This window comes from Streptomyces sp. NPDC003691 (assembly GCF_053981115.1).
Map to the genome: position 1 here is coordinate 1 of NZ_JBSFNQ010000127.1, position 15407 is coordinate 15407.

Annotated in this window: 14 protein-coding genes; 8 read left to right on the forward strand and 6 right to left on the reverse strand. The window is 72.4% G+C overall.

Features of this window, described 5'->3' with window-relative positions:
- Positions 1-131: 131 nt before the first annotated feature.
- From ACWDR0_RS32195 to ACWDR0_RS32210, 4 genes are all read right to left on the reverse strand, one after another.
- A complete protein-coding gene (locus ACWDR0_RS32195) occupies positions 132-1745 on the reverse strand; it encodes a hypothetical protein (protein WP_456355357.1) in 1614 nt (537 codons plus the stop codon).
- A gap of 400 nt (positions 1746-2145) precedes the next feature.
- Entirely contained in the window at positions 2146-3129 is a 984-nt protein-coding gene (locus ACWDR0_RS32200) for an ABC transporter substrate-binding protein (RefSeq protein WP_456355358.1), read from the reverse strand.
- A 325-nt stretch (positions 3130-3454) separates the two neighbouring features.
- Complete coding sequence (locus tag ACWDR0_RS32205; RefSeq protein WP_456355359.1) at positions 3455-4171, reverse strand: ABC transporter permease; 717 nt, start codon at positions 4169-4171, stop codon at positions 3455-3457.
- Entirely contained in the window at positions 4171-4950 is a 780-nt protein-coding gene (locus ACWDR0_RS32210; RefSeq protein ID WP_456355360.1) for an ABC transporter permease, read from the reverse strand. The genes ACWDR0_RS32205 and ACWDR0_RS32210 overlap by 1 nt, the downstream gene beginning before the upstream one ends.
- A gap of 137 nt (positions 4951-5087) precedes the next feature.
- On the opposite strand from ACWDR0_RS32210, the gene ACWDR0_RS32215 reads away from it, so the two are divergent.
- On the forward strand, positions 5088-6284 hold the full coding sequence (locus ACWDR0_RS32215; protein WP_456355361.1) for an ABC transporter ATP-binding protein: 1197 nt from the start codon (positions 5088-5090) through the stop codon (positions 6282-6284).
- Between the two features lie 198 nt (positions 6285-6482).
- Here ACWDR0_RS32215 and ACWDR0_RS32220 read toward each other — a convergent pair whose 3' ends face one another.
- The gene (locus ACWDR0_RS32220) at positions 6483-7595 is read right to left on the reverse strand and encodes an alpha/beta hydrolase (protein WP_456355362.1); all 1113 of its coding nucleotides are present in this window, start codon (positions 7593-7595) and stop codon (positions 6483-6485) included.
- 321 nt (positions 7596-7916) lie between these two features.
- Between ACWDR0_RS32220 and ACWDR0_RS32225 the strand changes: the two genes are divergently transcribed.
- The 6 genes from ACWDR0_RS32225 (at position 7917) to ACWDR0_RS32250 (ending at position 12901) form a co-directional block, all read left to right on the forward strand.
- Positions 7917-9746 carry a phosphatidylglycerol lysyltransferase domain-containing protein gene (locus ACWDR0_RS32225; RefSeq protein WP_456355363.1) on the forward strand — a complete coding sequence of 610 codons (1830 nt, stop codon included), beginning with the start codon at positions 7917-7919 and terminating at the stop codon, positions 9744-9746.
- A gap of 173 nt (positions 9747-9919) precedes the next feature.
- A complete protein-coding gene (gene folP / locus ACWDR0_RS32230) occupies positions 9920-10768 on the forward strand; it encodes a dihydropteroate synthase (RefSeq protein WP_456355364.1) in 849 nt (282 codons plus the stop codon).
- On the forward strand, positions 10765-11259 hold the full coding sequence (locus ACWDR0_RS32235) for a nuclear transport factor 2 family protein (protein ID WP_456355365.1): 495 nt from the start codon (positions 10765-10767) through the stop codon (positions 11257-11259). Before folP ends, ACWDR0_RS32235 begins: the two co-directional genes overlap by 4 nt.
- A gap of 156 nt (positions 11260-11415) precedes the next feature.
- The gene (gene folB, locus ACWDR0_RS32240) at positions 11416-11775 is read left to right on the forward strand and encodes a dihydroneopterin aldolase (protein WP_456355366.1); all 360 of its coding nucleotides are present in this window, start codon (positions 11416-11418) and stop codon (positions 11773-11775) included.
- Positions 11772-12359 (forward strand): 2-amino-4-hydroxy-6-hydroxymethyldihydropteridine diphosphokinase, encoded by a 588-nt coding sequence (gene folK, locus ACWDR0_RS32245; RefSeq protein WP_456355367.1) that lies wholly within the window; start codon positions 11772-11774, stop codon positions 12357-12359. The genes folB and folK overlap by 4 nt, the downstream gene beginning before the upstream one ends.
- Before the next feature lie 50 nt (positions 12360-12409).
- Positions 12410-12901, forward strand: coding sequence for a DUF3180 domain-containing protein (locus ACWDR0_RS32250; protein WP_456355368.1), 492 nt, complete (start codon positions 12410-12412; stop codon positions 12899-12901).
- Positions 12902-12999: 98 nt separating this feature from the next.
- Here ACWDR0_RS32250 and ACWDR0_RS32255 read toward each other — a convergent pair whose 3' ends face one another.
- Complete coding sequence (locus ACWDR0_RS32255) at positions 13000-14106, reverse strand: helix-turn-helix domain-containing protein (RefSeq protein ID WP_456355369.1); 1107 nt, start codon at positions 14104-14106, stop codon at positions 13000-13002.
- Between the two features lie 320 nt (positions 14107-14426).
- Here ACWDR0_RS32255 and ACWDR0_RS32260 point away from each other — a divergent pair, with 320 nt between their 5' ends.
- Positions 14427-15317, forward strand: coding sequence for a hypothetical protein (locus ACWDR0_RS32260; RefSeq protein ID WP_456355370.1), 891 nt, complete (start codon positions 14427-14429; stop codon positions 15315-15317).
- Positions 15318-15407 lie beyond the last annotated feature (90 nt).

A 15407-nucleotide genomic window follows, 5' to 3' on the forward strand; every position in this document is an offset into this window, starting at 1 on the left:
GCGAGCTGCCCGCCGACGCCCGAAGGCCGGTCGTCGTCGTGGACGTGCCCCCGGACGCCACCGGGAATCTCGGCGGTCCGGGGCCCCGCCGCTGTTCCGGGCCGCCCCGCTGTGGCGGGCGGCCCCGGGGACTACGAGCTGAGCGCGTTGCGCAGGCCGGTCATGTCGAGCTTCTCGGTCTCGTCGTGCGCGGTGAGGTCGATGACCTCGCTCACCGGGGCCGGCTGTGTCCGGCCGGTGTGCTGGCGGTGCTCGGCGATGGCCTCGTCACCGACGACATCGGCGAGGTCCGCGTCGCCCACCCCGTCCGGGTCGGCCACGGCCGGGGCGGTGGTGTCCCCGGCCGGTCGCTGCCCGGCGGCGGGTGCGCCGGGGTGCTGGGTACCGAAGAAGTCGAATCCGCCCTCGGGCCGGCGCACCGGCGTCCCGGCCGTGCGGCGCGGGCCGTAGGGGACGATCGCGCCGGGCCCGGAGGGCGCGGCGGGCAGCGCTGCCAGGGCGGCGGGGCCGGCCGGAAGGGCCGGAGCGGCCGCGGGGGCCGGCGCCGGGGCCGTACGGGAGGCGGGGGTGGTGCGCGGTGCGGCGGGAGCGCCCGGCTTCGCGGCGGTACGGCTGCCGCCGCCGTCGCCGTCCGGGGTCCCATCGGGCCGGGGAGCCGGGACGGTGCCCGGTACGGCGGTGCCTTCCTGGACGGGGTGCGCGGCGGGAGCACCGTCCGCGGCCGCGGCGGGTCCGCCACCGGCCGGGTCCGCACCGGGCTCGGGGGTGGCGGGGGTGGCGGGGGCGGGACCGACGGTGGGGTCGGCGGCGGCGGGCGCGGGGCCCGCCGGGTTCGGGGTGGCACCGGGGAGCGCGGCGTTCTTGGGGGCCGCGGCGTTCGCGGGCGCCGCCGCGTTGCCGGTGTGCGCGGCGCTCGCCGGATTCGCGAGGTCGCCGGAGTCCCCGGCGCTCGTGGAGTTCGCGGCGGGTGCGGGGGCCGCAGCGTTCGCGGGGGCTCCTCCGCGCGCCGGGTTCACCGCCGGGCCGCGGTCCGCCGCCGGGGCGTCCGGAGCTGTGGCGCCCGGAGCCGTGGTGGCGTTCTTCGCGGCGGGCCCGGCCGCCCGTACCAGGGCCGGTGCCGGTTCGGGCCTGCCGCCCGGCCGTACCGGCTCCCCGGCGGTGCGCCGCTGCTGGGCCTCGGCATTGCGGGCGAGGGCGTCGAGCGCCTTCGCGGCCCGCAGATACGTTGCGGCGGTGGGGCTCGCGCCCGCCGCCGGCAACTCGCGCACCTCGTCGGCCTCCTGGTCCGCCCCGGCCTCGACCGCGAGCCTGCGGCGGCCCTCCAGGGCGCTGGCCCGGCCGGTCTCCGCCGCGGCGTAGCGGCGGAGCAGTTCGGCGTGCTCGTTGCGGAGCTTGGCCAGCTCGACCCGCTTGGCACGGAGTTTGGTCTCCAGCTTGGCCCGCTGCTCGCGCGCCTCCTCGGCCTCCGACTCCAGCTCGGCCACGCGCTCCTCGTGCTGCCAGGCATCGCTGGCCCGGCCCCGGGTGATCTCGGCGACCCGGCGGCCCGCGGCCCGGTCCCAGCTGCGCATCAGCACCGCGCCGCCGACGGCGGCCGCGGCGGCCACCGCGGCCAGCGACCGCAGCAGCACCGGATCGGTGAGCAGCCATGCGCCGGCGGCACTCAGCACCGACGCTCCGGCCACCGCCGACGGCGGCAGCAGCCTGTGCAGGGGAGGGGAATGGCGGTGACGTCCACGGGGCATGGCCCGAAATTTACCGTGCGTTGAGCGCGAATGGCATGGCGGGTCGGCAAATATCCTGCGGGTAAGCCGGGATCGCCGTCAGAACCGCCCGCGATTCACCGGACCGGCAACTCCGGAACGCCCGAACTCGGCCACAGGACTGTTGTTCTGCCTCTTCTTCACCTTCTCTCCACGGCGCTTAGCGCGTTACGGCCGGGATACCCGGAACCCGGCGGTACCGGGGTGACCGGGGTGACCGGGCCGGGCCCGGGCACTAACGGCGGGCCGGTGCCGGCGGAACGGGCCGCGCGGGCACCGGCCCCGTACCGGCCGGGCCGTCCGGCGGACCACCCGGCGGATCGTCCGGCGATCCGTCCGGCGGCGGCGGGCGGCACCACCGGGGCGCGCCCGCCCGGACGCGCTACTTCAGCAGCGACTTCGACCGGAGATACTCCTTCGCCACGTCTTCCGGCTTGGCCCGCTCGGCGTCGACCTTGCGGTTCAGCCCGGCGAGATCCTGGGTGGTGAGCACCTTCGTCAGCCGGTCGAGCGCGGCGGCTATCTGCGCGTCGCCCGCGTCCTTCGCGTTCACCACGGGAAGGACGTTGTCCGCGTTCTGGAGTTTCTTGTCGTCGTCGAGGAAGACCAGACCGTCCAGTACGGCGTCGGTGGTCGTGGTGAGCACCAACTGCGCGGAGCCGTCCTTCACCGCCTGCTTGGACTGCGGGGTGCCGACTCCCTTGGGGTCGATGCCGGAGACGTCGATGCCGTACGTCTTCTTCAGGCCGGGCGCGCAGAAGGGCCGTACCGCGCACTCGTCGCCCGCGGCGATCCGTACGCTCAGCTTGGCCCGGCCGAGATCGGAAAGCGTCTTCAGCCGGTTCTTCTCCGCGAATTCCTTGCTCACCGCGAAGGCGTTCTGGTCGACGGCGCCGCCCGCCGGGAGCACCTTCAGCCCACGCGGTTCGGCCAGCTTGGTGAGGGCGGCGACGGTGGCCGTGACATCGCTGGAGGCGACCGGCTTCTCCTCCGGCGCCTTCGGCCCGTTCGCCTTCGCGTTCAGGAATTCGGCGAGTGTCGCCGCGTATTCCGGAACGATGTCGATCTCACCTCTCTCCAGCGCCGGTTCGTACAGCTCGCGGTTCTTCACGGTGGTGACGGACGTCTTATAGCCGGTATCCGCGAGGAGTTGTGCGTACAGCTCGGCAAGGATCTTCGACTCGGTGAAGGCGGCGGCCCCGACGACCAGGGAGCCCTTTCCGCCGGATCCGCCTCCCTCCCCGTTCTTCGACTTCTCCAGGCTGTCGCCGTCGCCGCAGGCGGCGAGGGTGCCGGCGAGGGCGAGGGCGGTGAGAGCGGCGGCGGTGGCGCGCAGCGGCCGGGACGGCCGGGGGCTCAGGGACATGACGGTTCTCCGTTCGAACGGCTGCGGCCTTGTGGGCGGCGCAGCTCAGCGGCTCGGTTCGGGCCCGGCCGCCGGGCGCCGCGGACCGGGCACCCGGCGGTACGGGAAGGACAGCAGGGCGGCGAGGGACGAGAGGGCGGCACGGTCGGCAGGCCGGGGCAGGAACAGGTCGTCCGCACACCGGGACAGGAGCGGGTTGTCCGCACACCGGGGCAGGGAGTGGTCCGCCGACCTGGGCAGGGACAGGAGGGCCGCGAGACGTTGGAGGGACAGGAGGGAAGGAAGGTCTGCGAGTCGGGGGTGCATCCGGCGGTACGGGAACGCCTCATGCACCGGCCCCGGCAGGCACCGGGCGGGCCGCCGCCCGACGCGCCCGACGGCGCGCGGCCCCGGGGCCGGCCAGCCTGTCGACACCGATCAGCACCGCCTCCACCAGCAGTGCCAGCAGCGCGGCGAGGATCGCGCCGGCCACCACCTGCGGGGTGTTGTAGGTCGCGAAGCCGGCCGTGATGATCCGGCCGAGGCCGCCCTGTCCGACCATCGAGGCGATGGTGGCCGTGGCGACGACCTGGACGGCGGCGGAACGCACCCCGGTCATCAGCAGGGGGTACGCCAGCGGCAGTTCGACCCGGCGGAAGACCTGCCATCCCGACATGCCCATACCGCGGGCGGCCTCCACCACGGACCGGTCGACCTCACGCATCCCGACATGGGCGTTGGTCAGCAGCGGCGGCACGGCGAACAGCACCAGGGCGATGATCGTCGGCAGATAGCCCTCGCTCCGCAGGGGAGTGAGCATCAGCAGCGCGAGCACCGCGAACACCGGGATGGCGCGGCCCGCGTTGGAGATGTTCACCGCGAGGGCGCCGCCCCGGCCGATATGGCCGAGCCAGAACGCGAGGGGCAGGGCGACGGCACAGGCGACCGCCAGGGCCACGCCGCTGACGTACGCGTGCTCGCCCAGCCGGTTCCAGACACCGCTCTCCCCGGACCAGTTGGAGCCGGTCGTCAGCCAGGTCCAGGCATCGGGCAGCACTCCCATCAGGCCCCCTCCCCCGCCGGTATTCGGGACCGGTCGACACCGGCCGGTGGACGCCGTCCGCCGCCCCACTTGCCCCCGGCCGCCGCTCTCGGCACCCGGGCCACCCTGGTCCACGGGGTGAGCAGCCGCTGGACGGCGAGCAGCAGCAGATCGGCGACGACCGCCAGCAGCACACAGAGCAGCGAAGCGGTGAGGACCTGCGCCTTGAACGTCGTCTGCACGCCCTCGTCGATGAGATTCCCCAGCCCGCCCTTGCCGACCAGGGCGCCGACGGTCGTCAGCGCGATCGTGGACACGGTGGCGATCCGGAGGCCGGCCATCAGCGCGGGCAGCGCCAGGGGCAGTTCCACCTCGCGGAACAGCCGCCAGGGCCCGTAACCCATACCGCGGGCGGCCTCCCGCACCTCGGCGGGCACCGCGGCCAGCCCGGCCAGGATGTTCCGCACCAGGATGGTCAGCGAGTACAGCACCAGACCCGTGACGACGAGGGCGGCGGAGAGCCCGAAGACGGGCAGCAGCAGCGAGAACATGGCCAGCGACGGAATCGTGTACAGCAGGGTCGTCAGACCGAGGACGGGACCGGCGAATCCGGGCCTGGCGCGGGCCAGCAGAGCCAGCGGAAAGGCGACGAGAAGCCCGATCAGCACCGAGGCGACCGTGATCCACACATGCTGGACCGTCGCTTCGGTCAGCTCCTCGCTCCTGGTGCGGAGATACTCCCCGCAAATCCAGTCATTGGCCGTCAGACAGTTCTGCCGCGCGGCCGCGCCGATCCTCATTCCCCCCACCTCCCCCGGTTCGCCGAACGTATGTCCGCCGCCCTCCGAAGACCCTAACGCGCACCACCGACAATCGCCCCGGGGTGCCATACGACGGCAACATGGGCTTCACAGACCACCCGCCACAATGGGGAACCATGATCCGTTTCGAGCACGTCACCAAGCGGTATCCGGACGGCACGACGGCCGTCGACGATCTGACGTTCGAGGTGAACGAGGGCGAACTGATCACGCTCGTCGGCCCGTCCGGCTGCGGCAAGACCACCACCATGAAAATGGTCAACCGGCTGATCGAGCCGAGCAGTGGCCGGATTCTCCTCGACGGCGAGGACATATCCACGGTCGACCCGGTGCGGCTCCGGCGCCGGATCGGCTATGTCATCCAGCAGGTGGGGCTCTTTCCGCACCGTACGGTCCTGGAGAACACCGCGACCGTCCCCCAGCTCCTCAACTGGCCGCGGAAGAAGGCCCGCGCCCGCGCCGCCGAGCTGCTCGACCTGGTCGGCCTCGACCCCTCGGTCCACGGCGACCGCTACCCCGACCAGCTGTCGGGCGGCCAGCGCCAGCGCGTCGGAGTGGCCCGCGCGCTCGCCGCCGACCCGCCGGTGCTGCTGATGGACGAACCCTTCGGCGCGGTGGACCCGGTGGTCCGCGAGCACCTCCAGAACGAGTTCCTCCGCCTCCAGTCGCAGGTCCGCAAGACCGTGCTGTTCGTCACCCACGACATCGAGGAGGCGGTCCGCCTCGGCGACCGGATCGCCGTCTACGGGCAGGGCCGGATCGAGCAGTTCGACGCCCCGGCCGCCGTGCTGGGCGCCCCCGCGACGCCGTACGTCGCCGACTTCGTCGGCGCGGACCGCGGGCTGAAGCGGCTGTCCGTCACCCCCATCGAGGAGGGCGATCTGGAGCAGCCGCCCGTGGTCCGCCTCGACGATCCCCTCCCCCGCGAGCTGGGCGCGCGCTGGGCCGTCGTCCTGGACGCCGGGGGCGGTCTGCACGGCTGGATCTCCGCCGAGGACGCCCGTCCGGGCACCGGCGGGTCCGGCCAGTCCGGCGGCGGAGACGCGCCCGGCCGCGGCACCGTACGGCAGCACGCCCGCCGGATGGACGCACGGCTGCCGCTGGGCGCCTCCCTCAAGCAGGCGTTTGCCACGATGCTCCAGCACGACGCGGGCTGGATAGCGGTGACCGACCAGGCGGAGGGACGTTTCCTCGGGGTACTGACCCCGGCGAGGCTGCACGAGGCGCTGCGCCGCTCCATCGACGCGGACGTACGCGACGTACCGCGCGCGGAGGTCGCCCTGGAGTCGGTCGACACGCTGCCCGGCGGCTGACAGGGGTACGGGGCCGGGGCGGCCTCCCGGGCCCGGGCCCGTACACCGCACCCGGCACCGCCCGGGGCCGCCCGGGCGGCCCGTACCGCTACCGCCGCTCGGTACCCCGGCCCCGTACACCCGCGTCCCGCGGTCCGGGGCCGTCCCGCTGCCCTCTGCGCGCCCCGTCTGCGCGCCCCGTCTGCGCGCCCCGCCCGCTCAGGCCGCCCGGAGCCGCCCGCTCAGCCACTCCAGCGCCGGGGGGATCTCCCGCCGCCAGGTCGTGAAGTTGTGGCCGCCGCTGTCCAGGGTGATCGACGAGACCCGGGCCGGGGCCTTCACCTTCTCAATGAACCGGAGGGTGTCCTTCAGATTGGACTCGCCCTTCTTCGAGGTGGCGACCAGGAAGGACGTCTTCGACGGCGGCTTGTTGTCCAGGCTCCACAGCAGGTTCGCGCGCTTCCGCAGCTCCTTCTTGCCGTGGAAGAGGTCACCGGTCGTGGCGTCCTCGGCCGCCTTGTAGTAGGCGGACAGTCCGGCTCCGGCCGCGAACCGGTCCGGATGGTGCAGGGCGATCTTCAGGGCGCAGTAGCCGCCGGTGGAGTTGCCGATGATGCCCCAGTTCGCGGGCGCGTTCCCGACCCGGTAGGACCCGGCGACCGCGGCGGGCAGGTCCCGCGCGAAGAAGGTCTCGGTCTGCGGTCCGTCCGGGATGTCCACGCACTCGGTGTCCCGGGGCGGCGCCACCGTCGGCCGCAGCATCACCAGGACCATCGGCTGCATCCGGCCTTCGGCCGCCAGCTCGTGGGCGGTCCGCGGATACTTCAGCCCTTTGATCAGGTTCTCGGCGGTGCCGGGGTAGCCGGTGAGCACGATCGCCGCCGGGAAGCGCTTCTTGGCGTACGCGGGCTGGAAGTACTCGGGCGGCAGATAGACGTACGCCGGGCTCTCGATGCCCGACTTCTCGCCCGCCACCGCGACCTTCTGGATCTGGCCGCCCCGCTCCGGCCGCCCGCCCCCGGGGACGTCCAGCGACCGGGTGTCCATCACCTTGATCCGCTTGCCGCCCGCCGAATGGTCGACGACCACCCCGAGGTCCTGCTCCTGGCCGAAGAGGTCGGCCCAGGAGCCGTAGAAGAGGAACGCGTTGTTCGAGGCCAGGCCGACGGAGGCGAAGACGGCGAGCTGGGTGGCGAGGAAGAGCCCGATCCGGCCGGTCAGCGCCCGCCAGCCGGGCCCGGCGAGCCGCGGCCACTGCCAGATCGTCAGGGCGAACAGCAGTACGGCCGCGGTGACGGCCAGGGCCAGGACGGGGGTACTGGTCAGCCCCATGCGCACGGCCTTCCTTCTCCGGGTCCGGGCCGGACGGCCGGGACCTGCTCGATTCGATCAGAAATCCCCGCCGGGGAATGAACCCGGTCAGAAGGGTTTCCGTCCTACAGGGCGCACATCGCCCGTGCCGTCCGACCAACGGCCCCCGGGCAACAGAAACTCTCGCCCGACACGAGACGCACCGGAGCACAGCACTGCCATGTCCGAACCCATAGATGGTGACAAATCGCCATCGGTTCCCTCCCGGCGGACCCGAGACGGATCCGGACGGCCGGAGCCGGGCGGACCGCGGCGGAGAGACCGAAGAAGGAACGGAAGCGGATGATGAGGGAACGAATACAGCGGGCCACGGCCGGCGTGCGGCGGATCCTGCGCGGCCCCCGCCCCGAAGCCGTACCCGCCGTCGTCGGAACGGCCTGCACCCTCGTCGGTCTGATCGACATCGTCTCCGGAATCGTCCCCCGCTTCCGGCACAGCTCGGCCCATGCCCTCGTCGAGGTGCTGCCCGGCGCGACCGGCCCCTTCGCCGCCGCCCTCTCGCTCTCCGTCGGTGTCCTGCTGCTGCTCCTCGCCCACGGCCTCAAGCGCCACAAGCGCCGGGCCTGGCGGGCCGCGGTGGTCCTGCTCCCGCTCGGCGCCTTCGTCCAGTTCTCCTACCGGCAGTCGGTCATCGGCACGGTGGTCTCCCTGGTGGTGCTGGCCCTGCTGCTGCGCCACCGGGAGCAGTTCTCCGCCCTGCCCGACCCCCGCAGCCGCTGGAAGGCGCTGGCGAACTTCGTCCTGATGGGCGGAGGCTCGCTGGCCCTCGGCATGGTCGTCGTCAGCGCCCACCCCGGCCATGAGATCGGCAGCCCCAGCCTGGCGGACAAGCTGGAGCACACCCTCTACGGCCTCTTCGGTTTCGAGGGCCCCATCGGCTACACCGGCGACGACTCCTGGACCGTCGGCTACTCGCTGGGCGCGCTCGGCCTGCTGACCGCCGTCACCACCATCTACTTCGCCCTGCGCCCCGAGCACCCCACGGCCCGGCTCACCGACGAGGACGAACGCAGGCTCCGCGAGCTGCTCGAACGGCACGGCGGCCGCGACTCCCTCGGCCACTTCGCGCTCCGCCGCGACAAGAGCGTCGTCTTCTCGCCCAGCGGCAAGGCCGCGGTCTGCTACCGCGTGGTGTCCGGGGTGATGCTGGCCAGCGGCGACCCCATCGGCGACGTCGAGGCATGGCCCGGCGCGATCGAACGCTTCATGGACGAGGCGAAGGCCCACTCCTGGACCCCCGCCGTGATGGGCTGCTCCGAGACCGGCGGCCAGGTGTGGACCCGGGAGACCGGCCTCGACGCGCTGGAGCTGGGCGACGAGGCGGTGGTGGACGTCGCGGATTTCTCCCTCGGCGGGCGCGCCATGCGTAATGTGCGCCAGATGGTGAAGCGGATCGAACGCAATGGGTACACCACCCGCGTCCGCCGCGCCCGTGATCTCACCGAGCCGGAGCTCGCGCAGGTCAGACGGGCCGCCGCGGACTGGCGGGGGACCGACACCGAGCGCGGCTTCTCCATGGCGCTGGGGCGGATCGGGGACCCGGAGGACGGGGACGCGGTGATCGCCACCGCCCACAAGGACGATCCGGACTCCCCGTACGGCGACCTGAAGGCGATCATCCACTTCGTTCCCTGGGGCCAGGACGGCATGTCCCTGGAGCTGATGCGGCGCGACCGCTCGGCCGATCCGGGGATGAACGAGCTGCTGATCGTGGCCGCGCTCCAGGCCGCGCCCGGGCTCGCGATCGAACGGGTCTCCCTCAACTTCGCCATGTTCCGCTCGGCGCTCGCCCGCGGCGAGAAGATCGGGGCCGGGCCGGTGCTGCGGCTCTGGCGGGGCCTGCTGGTCTTTCTGTCGCGCTGGTTCCAGATCGAATCGCTGTACAAGTTCAACACCAAGTTCCAGCCCCGGTGGGAGCCGCGGTTCGTGGTCTTCCGCAAGAGCGGCGACCTGCCGCGGATCGGCTTCGCGGCGATGCAGGCGGAAGGTTTCGTCCCGCCAGGGCCGCCCCGCCCGTTCTCGGCCCGCCGGCCCCCGCGGCCCGAGCGCCCCTGCACCCATGTGATCCCGGTGGCCGCCCGCGCCGCGTCCGGGGTGGGCCGCGCGGCCTGAGCCGTACGGCCCCGGGTTCCGGGTTCCGGCCGCTGCCGGACCGCCGCCCGACCGCTGCCCGACCGGCTCCGGACCGCGTAGGGGCGCGTAGGGGCGCGTACGGCCCCCTCCCCCGGCCCCGGCGGGACAGTGGCCACGACCGCGGCGCCGGGGCGCGGGCCTACGCTGGGGCTATGAGTACGTTGCGTGGATTGCCGGAGTGGGACCGCTGCGCGGTCATGGGCGTGGTGAACGTCACCCCGGACTCCTTCTCCGACGGCGGCCGCTGGTTCGACACCGCCGCCGCCGTCAAGCGGGGCATAGACCTCGTCGCGGACGGTGCCGACCTGGTCGACGTCGGCGGCGAGTCCACCCGGCCGGGCGCGAGCCGGGTCGACGAGGAGGAGGAGCTGCGGCGGGTGGTGCCCGTCGTGCGCGGGCTGGCCGCCGAAGGCGTCACCGTCTCCGTCGACACCATGCGCGCGAGCGTCGCCGAGCGGGCCGTCGCCGCCGGAGCCGTACTCGTCAACGATGTCAGCGGCGGTCTCGCCGACCCCGCGATGGTCCCGGCGGTGGCCGCCGCGGGCGTCCCCTTCGTGGTGATGCACTGGCGCGGCTTCAGCCACGACATGAACAGCAGAGCCGTCTACGGAGACGTGGTCGCCGAGGTCGCCCGTGAGCTGCGGGACCGGATGGACGCGGTCGTCGCGGGCGGTATCCCGCCCGAGCGCATCGTCCTCGACCCCGGCCTCGGCTTCGCCAAGGAGGCCGCGCACGATCTGGCGCTGGTCGCCCGGCTCGACGCCCTCCGCGCCCTGGGCCGCCCGCTGCTCGTCGCCGCCTCCCGCAAGCGGTTCCTGGGCCATGTCCTGGCCGGCGGCACCAAGGACGGGGTGCCGCCGCGGGCCCGGGAGCGCGACGCCGCGACGGCCGCGGTCTCCGCGATCGCCGCCTACGAGGGCGCCTGGGCGGTCCGGGTCCACGAGGTGCGGGCCACCGCCGACGCCGTACGGGTCGCCCGGGCGGTCGGGGCCGCCCGGTGAGCCCTGCGGAGCCCCCGTACGGCGACGACGCCCGCCTCCCCGAGGTCGAGGCCGCGAACGCCGCCTTCTACGAGACCCTGGAGCGCGGCGACGCGGCCGCCATGGACGATCTGTGGCTGCTGGACGACGGGGTGTCGTGCGTGCATCCGGGGTGGCCGGTGCTGTCGGGGCGGGGCGAGGTGCTCCGTTCGTACGCGCTGATCATGGCGAACACCGAGTACATCCAGTTCTTCCTGACCGACGTCCGGGCCGGGATCGCCGGGGACACCGCCGTCGTCACCTGCACCGAGAACATCCTCAGCGGCGGCCCGGCGGAGGCGGCCGGGGAGCTGGGGCCGCTGGTCGGCCAGCACGCCGTCGCCACGAACGTGTTCCGGCGCACCGCCGACGGCTGGAAGCTCTGGTCCCACCACGGCTCTCCGGTGCTGATGGAGGAGGACGCGCCCGACGGCGAGGCCGGGGCGGACGGCGGCGGGGCACCGGACGGCTGAGCCGGGGCGGCACCGGGGCCGGGCCCCGGCCGCGAATGCTGTCAGTGGGCGCAGGTAGATTCGAATCGGGCAAAGGCGCCCCCGGCACACCGGCCGGCACGACGCCAGACGACGGACGACAGACAAACCGACTTACGGACAGCAGGAGTGATTCGCGTGGATCGTGTCGCGCTGCGCGGCCTCAAGGCCCGCGGGCACCACGGCGTCTTCCCCCGGGAGCGCGAGGAGGGCCAGACCTTCATCGTCGACCTGGTGCTGGGGCTGGACACCAGGCCCGCGGCCGCCGACGACGATCTGGCGAAGACCGTCCACTACGGCATCGTGGCCGAGGAGGTCGTCGCGATCGTCGAGGGCGATCCGGTGGATCTGATCGAGACGCTCGCCGAGCGGATCGCCTCGGCCTGTCTGAAGTACGACGGCGTCGAGGAGGTGGAGGTCGTCGTCCACAAGCCGGACGCGCCGATCACCGTGCCCTTCGACGATGTCACGATCACCATCCGCCGGAGCCGGGTATGAGCGACCCCACGGTGCAGCCGGTCCCCGCGTCCGTCGTCGAGCAGGTCGACGCGGCGGACACCACCCTCTCCAACCCGCGCCGCGCGGTGATCGCCCTCGGCTCCAATCTGGGCAACCGGCTGGAGACCCTCCAGGGCGCGGTCGACGCGCTGGAGGACACCCCCGGCGTCCGGGTGAAGGCGGTCTCCCCGGTCTACGAGACGGAGCCGTGGGGCGTCGAGCCCGGCTCCCAGCCGTCGTACTTCAACGCGGTCGTCGTCATCCGCACCACCCTGCCGCCGAAGTCCCTGCTGGAGCGGGGACAGGCCATCGAGGAGGCGTACGACCGGGTGCGCGACGAGCGGTGGGGCCCGCGGACCATCGACGTCGACATCGTGGCGTACGCGGACGTGGTCTCGGACGACCCCGTGCTCACCCTGCCGCACCCCCGGGCCCATGAGCGCGCCTTCGTGCTCGCTCCCTGGTCCGACGTCGAACCCGGCGCCGAGCTGCCGGGCCGGGGTCCGGTCGGGGCGCTGCTGGACTCGGTGGGGCGGGACGGTGTCGCCGTCCGGCCCGATCTGGAACTCCGTCTGCCGGAGTAGTCGTTAGGCTCGGTGCAGACATACGGAGGACGGAAGGACGTGGACGCCCGGTGAAGCAGCTACACCTCGGGGTGCTGGCCGGGCTCTTCGCCGTGGCCGGAGTGCTCTCCTGGGCGGCGGCCCGGCTCTGGGACTCCCTGGGCACCCTGCCCGCGGTCCCGCTGGCCGCGCCGATCGTCCTCGCCGTGATCGCCGCGGTCCTGCTGGCGACGGCGCTCTCCCTGCGCTCCCGGCTCAAGGCCCAGCGCGAGCGGCGCCCCGGCGCAAAGGGCGTCGAACCGCTGATGGCGGCGCGGGCGCTGGTCTTCGGCCAGGCGAGCGCGCTGGTCGCGGCGCTGGTGAGCGGGATGTACGGCGGCGTGGGCGTCTTCCTCCTGGGCTCCCTGGACATCCCGGCCCGCCGGGACCAGGCGATCTACGCGGGCGCCTCGGTCCTCGCGGCGGCCGCGGTGGTGGCGGCGGCCCTGTTCCTGGAACGCGTCTGCAAACTCCCCGACGACCCGCAGGGCGGACCCCACCCGAAGGGCCACGCCCCGGCGTAACGCCTCCGGCGGGGGTGCGCTGTGGACCAGGCCCGCGCCTCACGTTTGGGGCGTAGCCCTTCGGGTGCGCGCCCCGGTTTTCGGAGTGGTCATGGCCGTCACGAACGTTCCAGTTCGGACATGAGCAGCCGCAGGGTCAGTGAGTGCTTTTCCGGCGGCAGTTCATGGAGTGCTGCCCGTGCGTAGGCCGTGCCCCCGGCCTGATCGCCGGCGCGGGCAAGCATGAGACCACGATGGAGTTCAAGGTGCGTGGCGAACCGCGGCAGCGTGGCGGGTAGTTCCCGGCGGGCCGCTTCCTGCGCTGCCACCGCTGTGTTCTCGTCTCCCAGACGGGCGGCAAGCAGCGAGATGAACACGTTCATACGCCACCAGGGCACAGCGTAGTCAGAGGTCTGTTCGTACGATCCGGCGGCATCGAACACGCGGCGGCCTTGATCCATGAGCTCCCGCGCTGTTGCGTGGTCGCCTCGGATGGCCGAAGCATGAGCCTTGCCCATGATGGCGTTCAGCAGCCCCAGGGAGGGCCTGCCGCTGATCGCCATGGCCTGATCGGCAAGTACGTCGGCGACCCCGAGTGACGCCCCCTCATAGCCCAAGGCGATTGCTGCACGGCCCCGGACCCATACCCGTGTCTGTTCGTCCCCTGATTCATCAGCGGCTCTGGCTGCCATGCGGTACCAGCCCACGGCCTTGGAGCCGTCGGAGCCGGGAAAGGTCTTGGCATAGAGCGTCATCAGCCTTGCTGCGACGGACCAGAGCTGCGGGGTGTCGAGTTGCTGTTGCACCACCACCAGCTCACCCGACACCCGTCGCTGGATGTCGGAAGCACCAAGGCTCATGTACTCCGTTCCGTACGTTGCAAGCTTGGCCTCCCAGTCGTCCCCTGTGGGTCCCTTGGCGAGTCGGGCCGCGAATCCCGCGCTGAGCAGGTCGGAGGCCACTATGGGCGCTATGGCGGTGGCTGCAACATCGCTGAGTAACGTACGGCGCTTCACTTCACCCTCAAGCACGGCTAGAGACACTTCCAGGACGGTTGAGAGGCACCGGAGGTAGTAGGGTCCCGGCGTCACCTTGGAACGCTCCCAGCGGCTGACGTACTCCCGGTCAAGGTTCGCCCCGAAAGCGCCGTTGATCTCCGACGCCAGTCGGCCCTGCGACCAGCCGCGAGCCTTGCGCAGGTCCCTGATCAGTTCCCCGATGGCCATGGGCCCATCCTGCCCCTGTCGTTGCCCGTTGCTCGACGGATAAGGGCGGCTGAGGACTACTTGCCCCCACAGACGCCCCTACGCAACCTCTGGCGGCACATCGAAGGTATGGGGCACCGGAGGAGGTACGGCCATGAACGAGCCGCCGCATCACCGCCGGGCCCCGGACCAAGAGACCGGACTGGTCCGGGCCCTTCAGGGCGACGAACAGCCCTCGACTACCCAGGGATGACACCGTGCCCCTTACCGAGCCATCGCACCTCCCAGCCCCGAACAGGGCGACCAGCCCCTTACGTACCCGCCGGGCTGTTCGGAACCTGTTGGAACCGCAGACACTCACCCCTGCCGATCTCGGCCTGGTGCTTCTGGTCACCGAGGACCCCGCCGACCGACCCATGCCTACCGTCACGACCGCCGAGATTCCCGCCGTGGTGCGGGAGGCAGCGCAGCTCGGAATCCGGTCCGTGAAGCTGTTCGCGGAGTCCGCCGAACGGGACGCCCTCGGTGAAGTCGCGCTGGCTGCCGACTCGCTGATGTCCCGCGCCATCCATGCCTGTAAGGACACCGCGCCCGCCCTCGCGGTCATGACGGAAACATGCCTGTGCTCGTACACCCCGGACGGGCTCTGCTACCTCACGGACCAGCGGGGACGCCCCAACATCAAAGCGACCGTCTCGGCCACTGCCGCGCAGGCAATCGCCCACGCGGAGGCGGGGGCGGACATCGTCGGTCCGGCATCCATGGTCCTCGGCACCGTGGGGGCCGCGCGCAAGGCACTGGACGAAACCGGACACTACGGGGTCAGTGTGATGCCCCACGTGATCTTCTGGAGCTCGTTGTACGACGCGTTCCGCGAAACGATGGGGGCAACGCCGAAAGCGGGACTCGACCGGGAGTTCCAGATCAACCCCGGCAAGGCTGATCAGTTCGTCGACACGGCCCTGCAGATGACAACGGACGGGGCCGACATGATCTTGTTGGAGCCCGCGCAGTTCACCGCGGACGTACTCGCCACCCTGCGGACACAGACCCGCGCGCCGCTGTTCCCGTTCTCGGTGTCCGGGGAGTACCACACCCTGACCTGCGTGGACCCGGCTACAGGAACACGCGACGTGCGGCTGTTGGTCGAGCTCTTCACCATGCTGAAACGCACGGGCGCAGCCGCGACCCTGACCTATGCGGCGCTCGACATCGCGCGGCGGCTCACCTAGGTCGTCTCTTTCGGATCTTGCCGGGCTCGCGTGCCCTGGCACCGCGCCTCGCTGCGTTGTCGTCAATCACCAATGCTCCGCAGTGGCTCA

What these genes read in the sequence shown, in the direction of transcription:
- ACWDR0_RS32220 (WP_456355362.1), bottom strand. Translation starts at nt 7,595, where the DNA reads ATGGGGCTGACCAGTACCCCCGTCCTGGCCCTGGCCGTCACCGCGGCC.
- ACWDR0_RS32200 (WP_456355358.1), bottom strand. Translation starts at nt 3,129, where the DNA reads ATGTCCCTGAGCCCCCGGCCGTCCCGGCCGCTGCGCGCCACCGCCGCC.
- folK (WP_456355367.1), top strand. Translation starts at nt 11,772, where the DNA reads ATGAGCGACCCCACGGTGCAGCCGGTCCCCGCGTCCGTCGTCGAGCAG.
- ACWDR0_RS32225 (WP_456355363.1), top strand. Translation starts at nt 7,917, where the DNA reads ATGATGAGGGAACGAATACAGCGGGCCACGGCCGGCGTGCGGCGGATC.
- ACWDR0_RS32215 (WP_456355361.1), top strand. Translation starts at nt 5,088, where the DNA reads ATGATCCGTTTCGAGCACGTCACCAAGCGGTATCCGGACGGCACGACG.
- ACWDR0_RS32205 (WP_456355359.1), bottom strand. Translation starts at nt 4,171, where the DNA reads ATGGGAGTGCTGCCCGATGCCTGGACCTGGCTGACGACCGGCTCCAAC.
- folP (WP_456355364.1), top strand. Translation starts at nt 9,920, where the DNA reads ATGAGTACGTTGCGTGGATTGCCGGAGTGGGACCGCTGCGCGGTCATG.
- ACWDR0_RS32195 (WP_456355357.1), bottom strand. Translation starts at nt 1,745, where the DNA reads ATGCCCCGTGGACGTCACCGCCATTCCCCTCCCCTGCACAGGCTGCTG.
- ACWDR0_RS32255 (WP_456355369.1), bottom strand. Translation starts at nt 14,106, where the DNA reads ATGGCCATCGGGGAACTGATCAGGGACCTGCGCAAGGCTCGCGGCTGG.
- ACWDR0_RS32210 (WP_456355360.1), bottom strand. Translation starts at nt 4,950, where the DNA reads ATGAGGATCGGCGCGGCCGCGCGGCAGAACTGTCTGACGGCCAATGAC.